The organism is Bremerella sp. JC817, from assembly GCF_040718835.1.
Lineage (GTDB): Bacteria > Planctomycetota > Planctomycetia > Pirellulales > Pirellulaceae > Bremerella.
In genome coordinates, this window is sequence record NZ_JBFEFG010000247.1 from 43138 (window position 1) to 58513 (window position 15376).

General features: G+C 57.2%; 13 protein-coding genes. 5 read left to right on the top strand and 8 right to left on the bottom strand.

What is annotated here, in order from left to right:
- The first annotated feature begins 21 nt into the window (after positions 1–21).
- Together AB1L30_RS03220 and AB1L30_RS03225 are read left to right on the top strand one after the other, a co-directional pair.
- Positions 22–1296: an MFS transporter gene (locus AB1L30_RS03220; protein ID WP_367011924.1), complete on the top strand. Its 1275-nt coding sequence runs from the start codon at positions 22–24 to the stop codon at positions 1294–1296.
- 86 nt (positions 1297–1382) lie between these two features.
- Positions 1383–1805, top strand: a complete 423-nt coding sequence (locus AB1L30_RS03225; RefSeq protein ID WP_367011925.1) for a hypothetical protein — start codon at positions 1383–1385, stop codon at positions 1803–1805.
- Between the two features lie 10 nt (positions 1806–1815).
- Here AB1L30_RS03225 and AB1L30_RS03230 read toward each other — a convergent pair whose 3' ends face one another.
- Genes AB1L30_RS03230 through AB1L30_RS03245 form a run of 4 tightly spaced genes read right to left on the bottom strand, consistent with a single transcriptional unit; the run spans position 1816 to position 5256 of the window.
- Positions 1816–2229 (bottom strand): hypothetical protein, encoded by a 414-nt coding sequence (locus AB1L30_RS03230; protein ID WP_367011926.1) that lies wholly within the window; start codon positions 2227–2229, stop codon positions 1816–1818.
- 8 nt (positions 2230–2237) lie between these two features.
- The gene (gene ruvX / locus AB1L30_RS03235; RefSeq protein ID WP_345087285.1) at positions 2238–2714 is read right to left on the bottom strand and encodes a Holliday junction resolvase RuvX; all 477 of its coding nucleotides are present in this window, start codon (positions 2712–2714) and stop codon (positions 2238–2240) included.
- Positions 2715–2726: 12 nt separating this feature from the next.
- Complete coding sequence (locus tag AB1L30_RS03240; protein ID WP_367011927.1) at positions 2727–3803, bottom strand: mannose-1-phosphate guanylyltransferase; 1077 nt, start codon at positions 3801–3803, stop codon at positions 2727–2729.
- Between the two features lie 10 nt (positions 3804–3813).
- A complete protein-coding gene (locus tag AB1L30_RS03245; RefSeq protein ID WP_367011928.1) occupies positions 3814–5256 on the bottom strand; it encodes a UDPGP type 1 family protein in 1443 nt (480 codons plus the stop codon).
- A gap of 227 nt (positions 5257–5483) precedes the next feature.
- Between AB1L30_RS03245 and AB1L30_RS03250 the strand changes: the two genes are divergently transcribed.
- Positions 5484–5981 (top strand): hypothetical protein, encoded by a 498-nt coding sequence (locus AB1L30_RS03250; RefSeq protein ID WP_367011929.1) that lies wholly within the window; start codon positions 5484–5486, stop codon positions 5979–5981.
- Between the two features lie 47 nt (positions 5982–6028).
- Positions 6029–6571, top strand: coding sequence for a hypothetical protein (locus AB1L30_RS03255; RefSeq protein ID WP_367011930.1), 543 nt, complete (start codon positions 6029–6031; stop codon positions 6569–6571).
- Positions 6572–6586: 15 nt separating this feature from the next.
- On the opposite strand, the gene AB1L30_RS03260 is transcribed toward AB1L30_RS03255, so the two are convergent.
- From AB1L30_RS03260 to AB1L30_RS03275, 4 genes are all read right to left on the bottom strand, one after another.
- Entirely contained in the window at positions 6587–7516 is a 930-nt protein-coding gene (locus AB1L30_RS03260) for a hypothetical protein (RefSeq protein ID WP_367011932.1), read from the bottom strand.
- A 99-nt stretch (positions 7517–7615) separates the two neighbouring features.
- Positions 7616–8791: a methionine adenosyltransferase gene (gene metK, locus AB1L30_RS03265; RefSeq protein ID WP_367011934.1), complete on the bottom strand. Its 1176-nt coding sequence runs from the start codon at positions 8789–8791 to the stop codon at positions 7616–7618.
- Between the two features lie 225 nt (positions 8792–9016).
- Entirely contained in the window at positions 9017–10330 is a 1314-nt protein-coding gene (locus AB1L30_RS03270; protein WP_367011935.1) for a 3-deoxy-D-manno-octulosonic acid transferase, read from the bottom strand.
- 80 nt (positions 10331–10410) lie between these two features.
- Complete coding sequence (locus AB1L30_RS03275; protein ID WP_367011937.1) at positions 10411–14118, bottom strand: SEC-C metal-binding domain-containing protein; 3708 nt, start codon at positions 14116–14118, stop codon at positions 10411–10413.
- 420 nt (positions 14119–14538) lie between these two features.
- Here AB1L30_RS03275 and AB1L30_RS03280 point away from each other — a divergent pair, with 420 nt between their 5' ends.
- Positions 14539–15372 carry an MBL fold metallo-hydrolase gene (locus AB1L30_RS03280; protein WP_367011939.1) on the top strand — a complete coding sequence of 278 codons (834 nt, stop codon included), beginning with the start codon at positions 14539–14541 and terminating at the stop codon, positions 15370–15372.
- Positions 15373–15376 lie beyond the last annotated feature (4 nt).

Below are 15376 nucleotides of genomic sequence, written 5' to 3' on the forward strand. Positions count from 1 at the left end.
TTCGCCCTACCGGAGAACTGCATGTCGTCTTCCGATGCCACGACTCAAAGCTCGCCTGCCAACAAGGCGGCCCGTGGAATTGTGTTCCTGACAGTCTTTATCGACTTGTTGGGCTTCGGCATGGTTCTACCGTTGTTGCCAATTTACGCCGACCAGTTTGTCGTCGACGAGGCTGGATGGATTATCGGGATGCTGATGGCCAGCTTCTCGGCCATGCAGTTCATCTTCGCTCCCCTCTGGGGAAGGCTCTCCGACCGAATCGGTCGCCGCCCGGTGCTCATGATTGGTCTGCTCGGCAGCGTCGTATTTTATACGTTGTTCGGTATCGGAACGGTCATGCAGTCGCTGACGGTCTTGTTTATCTCGCGAATCGGTGCCGGGATTGCCGGGGCGACCATCTCGACCGCCCAGGCCTACATCGCGGATACGACCACCCTGGAAGAACGTCCCAAGGGGATGGCTTTGATTGGGATGGCGTTTGGACTGGGGTTCACCTTTGGACCGCTGTTTGGTTACCTGGCTGTGCCCAGCGGAACTGGCGACCCAGGTCCTTGGCCAGGCTATGCCGCTGCCGGCTTGTCATTTGTCGCGTTGATGTTGGCATACTTCAAGTTGCCAGAAAGCCGCTCGTCGCACAGTCCTTCGGCGGTCAAGCAGAATCTGTCGGTAGCAGGTCTGCGGGATGCGTTGTCGGTCCCATCGATCATGCTACTGCTGGTCGCGTTGTTTGTGGTGGTGTTCTCGTTCGCTAATTTCGAGACAACACTTTCGATGCTGCTGAAAGGTCGCGAACGCGAATCGCAACCGTTTCAGTTTACGTTTGGTCAGGTCTGTTTGACCTATGCCTATATCGGCTTCACGCTGGCCTTGGTCCAAGGTGGCATCGTTCGCCGCGTAGCTGGTCGAATCAGCGAAGGCGTTCTCGCGTCGTTTGGGTGTGTGCTGATGATCGTCGGCATGCTGCTGATTTTGAAAGCGACGCAGTACCAATCGGTCGGTATGTTGCTAGGGGCTTTGGCCGTGGTGGTCGCCGGCTTTGGTTTTATGATGCCCTCGATCAACTCGTTCATCTCGCGCCGGAGCGATCCAGGCAAGCAAGGTGGCATCCTCGGTCTGGGGCAAAGCGTAAATTCGTTGGCTCGCATCGTTGGATCGGCACTGGGCATTCCGCTACTGAAGCTTAACATCCTCGCCCCGTTTGCGTTCTCGGCAGCGATCATGGGGCTCGGCTTGCTACTGGTAATCCTCGCCTCACGAAGCGGAAAAGACTTCGTGCCGAGCGAAGGGGATGTGTAGCACACGCTCCGGTCAAATGCGTTGCTTCTAGCGGTTCTTCGCCGGACAATAAGAGGACTCTCAACCTCATCCCCAGGAGTCTTCTCATGCATCGCATCTGCTTAACGCCGGTTCTCGTTTTGCTTTTGTCGGCAAGTTGCCTGGCGGATGAGTCGCTCTGCCGCTGGTCATACGGCATCGCGACCGATCAGAAACAAGAGCTTGATTTGGAAGAGCGTTTCGTGCGCTTGCAGAAGGCTCTCGGTACGCCGCTGGCAACGCAATACGAATGCAAACGCAATCCTGTTTGCTGTATGTGGGTCACGTTCTGGAAACCGAACCCCAGCGGCGACGGCTACTTGATCCTCGTTCAGCCCGGCGGAGCGATTCTGATGGCATCCGACCTGAGGCAGTTCGATCGGGCGATTGAACGCATCGAAGCCGAGGCAGTGCGAAAAGGGAATGAGGTTCACTTGCCGGTCGGCGTGATGACCAGCTATTCGGTCGCGGCATTGTCGCCAGCGAAGTAATTGCTACTCCCTAAGAGCTTTCAGAGCGATCGAGGGCTCTCTCTTGCTTCGCAATCGATCTTCTTTGGGCAAGGTAGTTACCGATGGCCAGCAGCGGAATAAAGACCATGCCGGTCCCGAGCATGCCCATCGTCAGGTTGAAGCGAAGTAGACGTCCGAGCAGTTTGCGGGCTTCGACGGGCTCGGCCCAGATGGTGTGTTCTTCCTGAATCGACCAGACCAAAATGCCGCGATAGGTGTGGTAGGTAAAGGTCACGTCGCCCGGTTGGGGCGATTCATGCAGATCGATTCCCTGGAAGCACTTTCGTAAAGTGCCCAGGCCGATGTTATCGATGCCGACCCACAATACCCAAATCGGAATCCCGATCAGCAGGAACGGCGAGAGCATCGTCACGATTACCAACAGAAATTTGCCAATGCTCATGGATTCCATTAATCTTCCAAGCCTGAGACGCTGCCGAGGGCTCGCTCAGGGTTTTCCAGGAATGCGGTAAGAAGGATCTGGGCCGAAAGCATGTCGAGGCGAGCCTTGCGCCGTTTCTTCGTCAGGCCTGCTCCCTGCAGCAAGTCTTTGGCCATGCTCGTGGTGAAGCGTTCGTCGTAGAAGGTCACCGGCACGCCGGTCGTCTCGAAGAGCCACTTGCCAAACTGCCGAGCCTCGAACGACTTCTGGCTTTCGTCGCCGCTCATGTGCACCGGCAAGCCGACAACGAACATGACGACCCGTTCTAGCTCGGCAAGTTCCTTGAAGTACTGAGCGTCTTTAGAAGGACTGCGGCGGTTGTAGTTTTCCAGTGGACTCGATAAGACTCGTTCTGGATCGGTAATGGCAATACCAATCCGAACCGTGCCGTAGTCGACCGCGGCGATGCGTCCTTTGTCCGGAATCGAGGGAAGCTGGTTGCTCATGCGTGATCGACGTTACAGGTAACGCCGCAGTTCCCCCGACTGAAGCTTTTTGACCACCTCGCGGATGTCTTCTTCCCGCGACTTGTCGGCAACCAAGGTTGCGTCCGGAGTATGGACAATAATCAACTCGTCGGTTCCCAGCGTCACGATCAGGTGGCCATCTTCACCCCGAACAATGCACCCGTTCGAGTCGATCGCCAGCACCTCGCCCAGGTGCGTGTTGCCTGCTTCGTCTTGCCCATGCAGACGGGCCATGCTTTGCCAGTTGCCAACGTCATCCCAGTTGAAGGGAGCTTCGACAACGACGATCTTCTCGTGATGTTCCATCACGGCGTAGTCGATCGACTTGCCTTTAATCGCCTCGAATTCCTGATCGAACACTTCCGCTTGCTGCGGTGTGCCCCAGGCATCGGCGATCTTCTGCAGGTGGCCAAGCATTTCTGGTTCGTGCTGCTTGAGGGCATCGAGAAACGTCTTGGCCTTCCAGATGAAGATCCCTGCGTTCCAGTAGAAGTTGCCAGAGTCGAAGTATTCCTGGGCGACTTCTCCCTTCGGCTTTTCACGGAAGCGGGCGACCTCAAAGGCCTTGATGCCGGTGGCGTCCAGCGGCTTGCCTCGCTCGATGTAGCCGAATGTTTCCGCCGCGTAGGTCGGCGTGATGCCAAAGGTGACGATCGTTTCAGGATCGGCTTCCACCAGGTTGGCGGCGGCCTGAATCGCTTCGCGGTAGACCGATTCGGGCGAGATAACGTGGTCGGATGGCATTACGACCATCGTCGCGTCGGGGTCATTCTTTTGAACCAGCAGCGCGGCCAGGCCGATGCAGGGCGCGGTGTCGCGTTTGTAAGGTTCCCCCACGATCGAATTGGCAGGGATCTGCGGCAGTTGTTCCGCGATCGGTTCGACCAAATGCTGAGCCGTGAAAATGTAAAGCCGCTCCGGACTTACGAGGTCCCCCATGCGCGAGCAGGTGGCCTGGATCATCGACGCTTCTCCGGTCATGCGGAGAAGCTGTTTCGGTTGAGCGTTGCGACTGGCAGGCCAGAATCGCGTGCCGGATCCTCCGGCCATCACAATTGCGTGCAGCATGATGCGTTCCTTACGCTTCGATGAGATTCGCTTGTGCCAACTCTGGCTGGGCGACGAGTTTCGCTTTCAATTGGCCAGCATCCAATGCGGCCAGCGGGCTGATTTCGACCTGGCGGTCGGCTGGGCAATCGACGCCGCATTCGGTCAGCCATCCGCGATAAACAGCACACAAAGCTTCTTTGGCGGCCTGTGGTGTGTCGGAAGGGGCACCGTCGGCATTCTTCACCGGGGCAAACCGTTGAGCCGGATCGACTTCGACGACCATCGGTGCCTTGGCTTGGGGAAGCAGGTCGAAGATGAATCGCTCGAACTTGATCGCATTCGGTTCCGTTGGCGAAACGACGTCGCCGGCCGGGCTGACAAACGGGACCTTCTTGATCGCCTTGTGCCACGGCAAGCTACCGGCCAAGGTCGACATTCGTTCCAGGAACGACGTCTTCACGCCATGCACGGCAATGTTGCCGGCCCAATGCTTCAACGTGCCATCTTCGATCGTTTCCGCTGCTTGCTCGGCGGGGAGTTCGCTGTACTCGACCAGTTGCAGTTGACCATCAAGTTCAGCCAGGATGCCGAGCTTTTCTTCAGGCAGCTTCTTCGAGACAACCTGCGTCGACATTTCGCTCTCGGCCAGATGATGCAGACCAAGGAATTCTGGTTCGCCCACATCGGCCAGGGGATTGTCGACCTGAAAGTAATAGATCTGTTCGATGCCGCGCTGTTTCATGTCGGACAGGCAGCCGCTCTTTACCAATGCGGCGAGCATGCCGCCGTGTCCGTCCGGGCTGAGGGCCAAGGCGTCTGGCTCGGCCAGCAGAAGCTGCTTGGTTTCCAAGTCGATCGCTGGCATCGTTCCCTGGCAGAAGATGTGCAGGTCTTCCTTGGGCAGGCCGAAGCGGTCGTGCTGCTCGAGAAACTCGATCGTTTCTTCGTGCGTCGCCGGGCTGGTCATCAGGTACAGCGGAATCGGTTTGCCATAACGGCGGCTGCGGGCAACGATCTTTTCCAGGTGAATCTGAAACAGCGTCTTGCCAGAAACGGGACCAATCGGGAACATCCCCTTCGGGTGCTCGAAACCGAGTCGGGATCCTTGACCGCCGGCGACCAGCAGGGCCGCGACTTTGCCTTCGCTGAGAAGTTTCTCCCCCACTTCCCGGGCCTCGGCCAGTTTCGCAGTGTCCTGGTCCTTCAGGCGAACGGCTTTCGGGGGATGAAGCTTGGTGTAGTCGCGCGGCGATTCGGCGTTATCGCCACCACTGGCAAGTTCCGGCAGCTCTTGAAGGTCGACTTGCTGAAGCTGGGAAGCCAGCTTCGCCGCGGTCCCTTCATCGCATACTGCCAGATACTGGGCCATTTCAGTCTGGCCAGCGGCGTTGAGTTGATCGATCAGTTCCTGTTGCGACGCCATGTTGCTCTCCGAGATTCGTTGGGCTTCTATCGCATGTTCGCGAGACATGTTTTAGGGCTGCACGTCATTATTGGAAACGTGCAAAGACTTACAAGGGACGCAGGGCACATCACGCGCCGAAACTGCCCTAAGTGGCCGACATCGCGAAATTCTTCGTGGAAAATTCGTGAAATGCCATATGAAATCAATATGAATGGATGGTAGACGAACGACATGATAGAATCGCGGCCACCTCGTGCCTGGCTCCCTCCTCACCCATTCGCAGGAATTCGATCGTGTCTCAGGTCAATGACGATCCGTTCAAGTCGCCCACGGCATCCCAACAAATGCATCGCCCGCCGGGCGAAGGAAACTCTGGTTTAATTCTGGCGGTCGCCATTATCAACTATGTTTTCGGTGGACTTCAGCTTGCGTGTGGTGCGTGCACGATTATCTTCGGGGCCGGCTTTTCGCAAATGATGATTTCCGTCGCCAATGAAGACCCCAACTTCAATGCCGAAGGCAAAGCGGCGATGGGGTTAATCACCGTCTTTGTGATCGCCTTTGGCGTCGTCACCGCCCTGCTTGGTTTGCCGGTGATCTTGGCGGGCTACGGTGTGCAGTGTCGCCGAGAATGGGGACGCATCTTATCGATCGTTCTGGCGGTGATCGCGGCGTTCTTTGGGGTCGTGAGCCTGGTCGGGATGAGCCCGATCTGTCTGGTATATGGCGGCTACGCGATCTTCACGCTGATCGTTTTGTTGAACTCGGACAACGCTCGTATGTTTCGATAACGACGAGCCTTTCTGATGCCGGCCGGCTGCGGGAAGGGAGGTGGTGCATGAATGACGACGCGGAATCGATTCACGAATCCGAACTTGTTCCGGCCGTGCTGGTCGATGAGCCTAAGCCGCTGAATCTACAGATCCGAGTTCGGCCTGTACTGAAGCGCAAGAGAACGGCGGCGAGCTTTCCGGAAGGGCACATCTTTCTTGGGACCATCATCTGCTATGCGATCGGACTGTTTCAGATCATCGCGTCGGTGCTCATGATCTCGGTGATTCGTCAGATCATTGCGGTCTCGTACCGGCCGGTTGATCCGACCCGCGCCGCCATTGTTCAGGGAACCTACGTCGCGTTATGCGTCTGTGGATTTCTGATGCTGCTGGTAGGCATTGGCCTGCGAGAGCCGGGAGCTGCCTATCCCTTTTGGGGACGTATTCTGGGGCTGGCTCAGGGCGTCGCGGCGTTTGGTTTCGCGTGCTATGTCAGCAATCCGGCACTGCTCGTTCCGGCAGTGCTGGGGATGCTGGTGTTCGCTGCGATTCATCTCGAGCAAAAAGACCTGCGGCGCAAAGCGATGCTGCGGAATCAACCGCGATAGGAAACTGCCGCGTGGCTAGCAGGCTTCACGCATCTTCTTTTCCGCATCGATCGGGCAGAACGCCATGAATTCGAACACGGGAAGGGCTTCGACGGTCGAGGCGTCGCGTAGCTTCAGGTCGAAGCGAACGCCATTGGAAAGAACCTGACCTGGCTTGATCTGAACCTCGGGGCCTTCCAGTTGATGCAGTTCGACATGAGGCACCGCCGGCAGAGGAGGGCAGAAGCCGACATGCAAATAGGCATGGCGTTGCCCAGGCGTGAAGGTTGCCCGAACGAGGCCATGGATCTGTTCCTGGCCGAACTCGACCCCGCGCGTCAGACGTTGGGTGACGTTGAGTGGCAGGTCGAGCGATTCTTCTTCCAAAGCTTCTTCGACGGGCTCGTCCGCTTCCATTGAAGCAACGTGCAGGATCGGGGTTGCTGGTTCTGGCGTTGGTTCCATGCCAGGTTCGATTGCTGCCGGGGCTTCTTCCGCGATGGTTTCTGTTTTCGTTTGCAGCTTCTCGGTTGCTGCTTGGAGCCAAGGCGAGATCTTGTCGCCATAGAGCGTCGAAACAAACAGCGATAGCGTGATGCCCTCTTGGGCGAGCGCGGCGAACCAAAGCAGGAAGGTGGCGTAAGCCGTGATGGGTTGGAAGGTCACCGAGCGAGCCAACAAGATCGCACAGCAAAACGGAGCGACTGCGATGAGGGCATGGAACTTGTCGCCCAGGTCTTTCGGGGCCGCGACCAGCCAGGCGGCGCGGATCGAAGCACACCATGCTGCGGTCAGCAAGGTAATTGCCAGGGCAGGGCCGCTCGATAGAAAGCCCGCCCCTTCGGTCGACAAACGAATGCCACAAGCGACCAGCGAAACGGTGGCTAGCAAGGCGGTACCACCGACTGCCAGCGAAAGGCAAATCCCACGAAGCTCGGGCGAAACGGGCGTGTTGTGGCGTTCCATGCCGAAATTTCCTGCTGCAATGCGCAAAAAAAGGGTTCCTGTCGCGAAGTGTGACAGGAACCCCAAATTCTCGCAATGCGGAATCGGCTACGGATAGTACTAAGCCGAAACGGTGACGCCTGCCAGCTTTGCCAGCTCTTCCGCTTTGTCGGTTGCTTCCCATGGGAATTCATCGCGACCGAAGTGACCACCTGCCGCGGTAGCGCGGAAGATCGGACGACGCAGGTCGAGGTATTCGATGATGCCGCCAGGGCTGAGCGGGAAGGTTTCCTTGACGATCTCGGCAATCTTTTCGTCGTCGACCTTACCGGTACCGAAGGTATCGATATGGACGCTGACCGGATCGGTCACGCCGATGGCGTAAGCCAACTGAACTTCGCAGCGTTCGGCCAGTCCGGCAGCGACGATATTCTTGGCAACGTACCGGCCCATGTAGGCGGCACTGCGGTCGACCTTGGTCGAGTCCTTGCCACTGAAAGCACCACCGCCGTGACGGCCCCAACCGCCGTAGGTGTCGACGATGATCTTACGACCAGTCAGGCCGCAGTCGCCCATGGGGCCACCAACGACGAACTTGCCGGTTGGGTTGATGTGATAGACGATGTCGTCGTCCAGAAATTCTTCTGGCAAGCAAGGCTTAACAACCTTTTCGATGACGAAATCGCGGATCGTGGCGTTGTCGACATCGGCCGAGTGCTGGGTCGAAACAACGACGGTGTGAATACCGACCGGGCGATCGCCATCGAATTCGACGGTGACCTGGCTCTTGCTGTCAGGACGAAGCCAGTTGACTTCGCCGTTCTGGCGTGCTTCGGTCAAGCGATTGAGGATACGGTGCGACAGAGCGACCGGCAGCGGCATCAGTTCCGGAGTGTGGTTACAAGCGTAGCCAAACATCAGGCCCTGGTCGCCAGCGCCAATTTCCTTCCCCTTGGCCGAGTCATCGTTCACACCTTGAGCGATGTCTGGGCTTTGACGGTCCAGGGTCACCATGACGGCACACGTATCAGCATTGAAGCCCATGTCGTCGCTGGTGTAACCGATGTCACGAATGACCTGGCGGATGACGTCCTGATAGTCGATACGAGCCTGGGTGGTGATTTCACCAGCAACAATTGCCACACCGGTGGTGACCATCGTTTCGCAGGCCACGCGGCTGTAAGGGTCTTGAGCGAGCAAAGCGTCCAAGATGCCGTCCGAAATCTGATCGGCCATCTTGTCTGGGTGACCCATGCTGACCGATTCGCTAGTGAACAAATACTTTCCGGAAGCCACCGATAAATTCTCCTGAGATACAGGGCAGCGCTGCTGCGCGGGGAGGAATGGATACGCCAACACTTCGTCTCAGACCATTGGCGAATAGGGCATTATAGGGACAAGAGAAGATAGCGAACAACCGGGTAAATACGCTGAAATCTGCTTACAGGAAAGCAATTTCCCGCGGGTGAGACCAGTTCCTGGTGGGAGGTGTGGTTACAGTCGTTCTGGCGAGGCCAACGACTAAGCTGCCGTGCGAAATTTGACGATCGTCGGACGCTCGAGCAAAGGCATCAAGCCTTGCACGGTTCGCTCGGTTGCGCCTTGTTGCGCGAGGACCACATCGCGGGCCCGGGCCCCTTGGTTGTGACGCCAACCTTCGTCTGTCGCTGCCTTTACGACAAACGATGCCAACGACTGGGCGTCTTCGACCACGGTCAGTGCTTCGGCCGTACGAAGCCGCTCGGCGACATCTTTGAAGTTCCAGGTGTTGGGGCCAACCGCGACGGCCGCTCCGTAGGCCGCCGGCTCGATCATGTTCTGACCGCCTCGATTGCCTAAACTACCACCGACGAACGCAATATCGGCCAAACCCCACCAGGCCGAAAGTTCCCCCACGCTGTCGACCAGCAGGATCGAAGTTTCGTGCGGGGCAGGGGCAGAAAGTTGGCTGCGGCGGGCGAAGGGCTCGCCGCTCGTTTCCAGGAACTGGGCGACTTCATCGAAGCGATGGGGGTGCCGCGGAACCAAAAGCAGCTTCAGGTTAGGGACCTGCTGCCGGGCCGTTTGATAGGCCTGAAGGATTGTCGGCTCTTCGCTATTCTGGGTGCTGCCGGCCAGCCAGACGAGGTCGCAAGGGCCAAGCCCGGCCAGTTCCCGAAACTGATTGGTCTGGGGATTGTTGCGGTCGGGCGTGATGCCATCGAACTTGATCGAGCCGGTGACCTGGACGCGATCGACATCGGCTCCCAGTTCGCAGAACCGCAGGGCATACGATTGATCCTGAGCTCCGATCCAGTCGAGCTGTTTCAGGAGGGGGCGGACGAGCCACGAAAGCTTGCGATAGCCGCGAAGGCTTTTCTCGCTCAGGCGACCATTCACGACGGCGATCTTGGCGCCGTGACGGTTGGCGAATCGAATCAGGTTTGGCCACATCTCAAGTTCGACCAAAAGAACCGCGTCGGGTTGAATTCGACGATACGCTTGGTCTACCGCCCAAGAGAAATCGAGCGGAGCATAGCTGACCGTGTGGTCGGCGTACTTGGTCAAGGCAAGGTCAAAGCCAGCCTTGGTGGTCGTGGTGATATGAAACGTGGTGTCGGCATGTTGCTTCTGAAGCTCCGCGATCAGGGGAGCCAGCAAGTTGACTTCGCCCACGCTGACCGCGTGCAACCAGAGGTGCTGCGGCGAATCTTCAGGACGCGAAGGAACGCGTCCCAGGAACTTCTGAGCGAAGCCTTCGCGATACTTTCCCTTCGTGAACGCTGCCCATAGCAAATACGGAGAAAGGGCGGCAATCAAGGAAAGGTAAGTCAGATTTAGAAGCCAGGTGAGCATGTGGGATCCGTCCCGAAATTGCCACACTTCGCATGGAACCTCGTCCCGTAGTTGGGACGAGGGAAGTTGCCCTGCTGGGCTTACGTTGCCGAGTCCTGCTTCATGCAGCAGGCCTTGTACTTCTTGCCGCTGCCACATGGACATGGATCGTTGCGGCGGATCTTTTCGCCGACGTTACGAATCGGAGCGGTCACTTCGACTTCGCCTTGGGTGTTCGAGATGGCCTGCTCTTGTTCGCGAGCCATGTCCCCCAAGCCAGCGACCGAGTCGTGACGTGCTTCCGATTCTTTCCAGGTCGAGCTGACGAACTCTTCATTCAAGTTTTCAACCTTGAAGACCAGGTCGGTAACACGTTCGCCTACGCTGCGCCACATCTGCTCGAACAGACGCATGCCTTCGCGTTTGAATTCCACCTTCGAGTCGACCTGGGCATAACCGACGAAGCTGACGGCTGAACGAAGATGGTCCATCGCCAGCAAGTGATCCTTCCAGGCGGTGTCGATCAGTTCGAGCAGGACGCTTCGTTCCATGCGGGTCATTTCCGGACGGTATCGCTCGTAAACTTCTCGCAGCAGGCGTGCTTCGAGTTGTTCTTTGTCGAGCTGTTCCAGTTCTTCTTCCGGAATGTCGGCCGAGATGTTCGTCTGGATCCAAGCCTTCAGCGAGCCGAGCTTGCCATTGCCACCGCTGATGACCGACAGTGTCTGGTCTACCTGGTGGTCCTGGTAAAGCTGTTCGACTTTGTCTTCGACAACTCGCATCTTCTCGCGAGCGACGTTCTTGTGCTGCTCGCTGAGCGGGATGAGGAGTTGCTGGATTTCTTCTCGCTGCTTGCTCTTGAATTCTTCGGTGTCGAGTGGCGTCTCGAAGCGACTGCCGGCCCAGTTGAGCAGGCCTTCGCGATCGAGGCGAGCATGACCGCCGCTCTTGTCGCTGAACTTATACATACCCGTCAGAACCGGATAGACCGCTTCTTTGTGGTCGTAAACTTCAATCGCCTTCTGTTGGACTTGCTGGACAACGGCAGAGGTTGCCTTGTCGCGAAGTTGTTCGATGTCGATGTTGAAACCGAACTTGTAGTGGCACCAGTGATTCAGCGTGTTCAGGCCGAAGTCCTTATCCAGGAACTTCTCGCCATCGCTCAGGTCAATCTTGTCGATCGCTTCGTGGGCTTTGGCAACGAGGAACTCGTCGACCTGACCACGGCCGATCTTCTTCAGATCGCGATCGTTGAGGTTCAGCTTCCACATACCATTGGCGAAGCGAGCCATCGCGCCCCAGTTCCATTCCGACTCGTCTTCACTGTCGGGCAGGTTCTCGTCGATCGACGCCATGATATTCGTTTCGGCGGCACGCTGGGCAACATCCTTGGCATACGATTCGGCAGCTGGGAAGTCGAGCCCACGCAGGTCGCGGGTTTGCAGTTCGCAAGCCAATTCGCTACCGGCCCACTTGGCGAACGTTTCGACGCCGAAGTCTTTTTCCATGAACATGCGTACGTGGTAATCGACCTGTTCGCCAACCATGTCCATGATCAGGTCACGGCTGTCGCCACCTTCCAGGATCAATTGGCGGAAGGTGTAAACACGCTTGCGCTGCTCGTCCATCACCTCGTCGTATTCGAGCAGGTTCTTACGAGCCTCGAAGTTTTGTTCTTCGCGTTTCTTCTGGGCACCCTCGATACGACGCATGATCATCTTGCTTTCGATCGCGTCGCCCGGCTGCGGCCGCATGGCGGCTGGCATACGTTGGATGAAGTTCTTCGCCCAGTCGCCGAAGTAGATTCGCATCAGGTCGTCTTCCAGCGAGAGGAAGAACCGCGAGCTACCTGGGTCGCCTTGACGACCACAACGACCGCGAAGCTGAAGGTCGATACGACGCGATTCGTGTCGTTCGGTACCGAGCACGTGCAAGCCGCCCAGTTCCTTGACCTTCTTGCCCATCGCCTTCATCTGTTCTCGCTGTTCAATCTCGTTGACCAGCGCGTCCCATTCTTCTTGCGGGACATCCAGACGGGTTGGGTATTTGTGCTGTAGCTGAGCCCATGCCATCGTTTCTGGGTTACCACCCAGGATAATGTCGGTACCACGACCAGCCATGTTGGTGGCGATGGTAACGGCGCCGATGCGACCGGCCTGGGCCACGATATCCGCTTCGCGCTTGTGTTGCTTGGCATTGAGCAAGTCGTGCTTGATGCCGCGTTTGTCAAGCAGTCGCGAAAGCCGTTCGCTCTTTTCGATGCTGACAGTACCGACCAGGACGGGGCGGCCTTTGTATTGGATTGCTTTGATCTTGCTGCGATCGACGGTGGTCGGCTGCTTCTGACCCTTCGGGTGAATTTTGATCGAAGCGTCGGTTTCTTCCAGGATATCGCCCCACAGTTCGTCGCCGTTCTTGAACATGACGACGTCCCACTTGTTGGTGCGTTCAATCTCGTCGGCAACGGCTTCGTACTTCTCTTGCTCGGTCATGAAGATGACGTCGGTGTACGTGATACGCTGCATGTGCCGATTGGTCGGAATGGCGATCACGTCCAGCTTATAGATCTTCCAGAGCTCGCCCGCTTCGGTCAAAGCGGTACCGGTCATACCAGAGAGCTTGTCGAACAGCTTGAAGAAGTTCTGCAGGGTGATCGTCGCGAGGGTCTGCGTCTCCTCTTTGATCTTCACGCCTTCTTTGGCTTCGACGGCCTGATGCATACCGTCACTCCACTGACGGCCTTCCATCTTACGACCAGTGTGAACGTCGATGATGACGATCTTGCCATCTTCGACCACGTAGTCGACGTCGAGGTTGTACAGGTAATGGGCTCGCAGGGAGTTGTCGATCAGATGCGGCCACTCCATGTTGCCCGAGGTATAGAAGCTCTCGACACCGGCCAGGCGTTCTGCTTCGCGAACACCATCTTCGGTCAGGTTGGTGGTGCGGTCTTTCTCGTTGACGACGAAGTGCAGGTCTTTCTTCAACGTCCGAGCGATGCGATCCGCGTCGCCATATTTGTCTTTGCTGACGTTGGCCGGACCGCTGATGATGAGCGGAGTTCGGGCTTCGTCGATCAGAATGTTGTCGACTTCGTCGATGATGGCGTAATGCAAACGGCCTTGCGACTGTTGGTATTCTTTCGGGAAGCGATCGTCCCCGCGCGCGGCGCCCCGCATGTTGTCGCGGAGATAGTCGAAGCCAAATTCGTTGTTCGTACCGTAGGTGATATCGCAGTTATAGGCTTGCTGGCGGTCGCGAACCGACATGTCGTTCTGGATGGCATTCACGGTCAGGCCCATGCCGCGATAAAGCGGTGCCATCCATTCCATATCGCGGCGAGCGAGATAATCGTTCACCGTCACGACGAAGACGCCTTTACCTTCCAGGGCGTTCAGGTACGCCGGAAGTGTGGCGACAAGCGTCTTACCTTCACCGGTGACCATTTCTGCCACGTTGCCGCGGTGCAGAACGATACCACCAATGAGCTGAACGTCGTAATGCCGCATCCCGAGGAAGCGTTTACCTGCTTCTCGGCAGACAGCGAACGCTTCGACAAGGATGTCGTCGAGCGTTTCGCCCGAGGCGAGACGTTGCTTGAAGAGACGGGTCTGGTCACGAAGCTCTTCTTCCGAGAGGGCTTCGTACTTGGGTTCCAGTTCGTTGATGGCATCAACGAGCCCCTGTATCTTCTTGATATATCGGGCGTTAGAAGATCCGAAGGTCGACGTGATCAACCGTTCGAAGCCGCTAAGAAGACCGCCGAAAAAGAGGCTGATCTTTTCCCAAATCTGTTCCAAAATCTCCATCGCAGAATATCACCTGGGGTGGGGATGAAAAAAGCACTAGCTGAGGCGAAACAAGACCTGATTTGTAGACACCGCCGCAACTGAACCGTGCGCGCAAACCCTTCCCATCTCGTAGATTATAGGGATTGTTGAAGGGGGTCAACCGCGCTTGAAGGCTGGTGCCGGCACAGCTTGCTACCATGATATTCGCTCGAGGATCACTCTCGCTTACCCAGCTAGCGTAGATTTCGTGAAGTTTCGCGCTGGGAAATGATAGCAAACAAGCTGGTAGCCTGGCACCAATCTCGGTTCCTTCTCTCTTAGAAGCATTTTGACACCACGAGGTTACGCCCGCGTTGGGCACGCACCTGCCTGGGGGTTGCGTCGGCTGCTGCCATTTGCGATTCTCAGGCCAGCCAACGTCCACCCGAAAGACCTAGAATGAGCCAGTCTCCTCCTCCGAGTTCACCCAAGAAAGATATCGTCACGCGCGACATTGCTGGACGGCTCCTGTTTCTTGGGACCGGTACTTCGATGGGAGTGCCAGTGGTTGGCTGTGGATGCGATGTCTGCCAGAGCACGAATCCCAAGAACAAACGCCTCCGCTGCAGCGTGATCTTTGGCCTGCCGGGGGGGAACCTGCTGATCGACACGCCGCCAGATCTGCGGACGCAGCTTTTGAACAACGGGATTGGCATCATCCATGCCGTGGCATTTACGCACAGCCACGCCGATCACTTATTCGGCCTCGATGACGTGCGGCTCTTTCAGTTCTATTTAGGGCACGCGGTTCCTATCTATTGCGAACCGAACGTCGACGCCAAGATTCGCAAGGTGTACGACTACGCCTTCAGCAACGGGGTCCAAACCCACATCGGCTCGCGGCCGGCCCTCGATATGCGAGAGATCGGAACCGCTCCATTCGAAGCCCTTGGCAGCGAGATCATTCCGATTCGCCTGCAGCATGGGCCCAAGTTCGAGGTGCTCGGCTTTCGCGTTGGCAACGTTGCCTACTGCACCGACACCAACAAGATCCCGGATGAAAGTTGGGAGAAGTTGCAAGGGCTTGACTACTTGGTACTCGATGCCCTGCGGCCAGATCCGCATCCGACTCACTTCTCGGTCGAAGAGGCGGTGGAAGCGGCGCAGAAGATCGGGGCGAAGCAAACCTACTTTACCCATATCTCTTGCCGACTCGAGCACGAGCGAACCAATCATTGGTTGCCCGAAGGGATGGAACTCGCCTACGACGGACTCGAGATCCCGCTAACTTGATCGT

Bases quoted from the DNA above. Each gene is read 5' to 3' on its own strand.
- AB1L30_RS03220 (WP_367011924.1), top strand. From the start codon at position 22: ATGTCGTCTTCCGATGCCACGACTCAAAGCTCGCCTGCCAACAAGGCG.
- AB1L30_RS03225 (WP_367011925.1), top strand. From the start codon at position 1,383: ATGCATCGCATCTGCTTAACGCCGGTTCTCGTTTTGCTTTTGTCGGCA.
- AB1L30_RS03230 (WP_367011926.1), bottom strand. From the start codon at position 2,229: ATGAGCATTGGCAAATTTCTGTTGGTAATCGTGACGATGCTCTCGCCG.
- ruvX (WP_345087285.1), bottom strand. From the start codon at position 2,714: ATGAGCAACCAGCTTCCCTCGATTCCGGACAAAGGACGCATCGCCGCG.
- AB1L30_RS03240 (WP_367011927.1), bottom strand. From the start codon at position 3,803: ATGCTGCACGCAATTGTGATGGCCGGAGGATCCGGCACGCGATTCTGG.
- AB1L30_RS03245 (WP_367011928.1), bottom strand. From the start codon at position 5,256: ATGTCTCGCGAACATGCGATAGAAGCCCAACGAATCTCGGAGAGCAAC.
- AB1L30_RS03255 (WP_367011930.1), top strand. From the start codon at position 6,029: ATGAATGACGACGCGGAATCGATTCACGAATCCGAACTTGTTCCGGCC.
- AB1L30_RS03260 (WP_367011932.1), bottom strand. From the start codon at position 7,516: ATGGAACGCCACAACACGCCCGTTTCGCCCGAGCTTCGTGGGATTTGC.
- AB1L30_RS03270 (WP_367011935.1), bottom strand. From the start codon at position 10,330: ATGCTCACCTGGCTTCTAAATCTGACTTACCTTTCCTTGATTGCCGCC.
- AB1L30_RS03275 (WP_367011937.1), bottom strand. From the start codon at position 14,118: ATGGAGATTTTGGAACAGATTTGGGAAAAGATCAGCCTCTTTTTCGGC.
- AB1L30_RS03280 (WP_367011939.1), top strand. From the start codon at position 14,539: ATGAGCCAGTCTCCTCCTCCGAGTTCACCCAAGAAAGATATCGTCACG.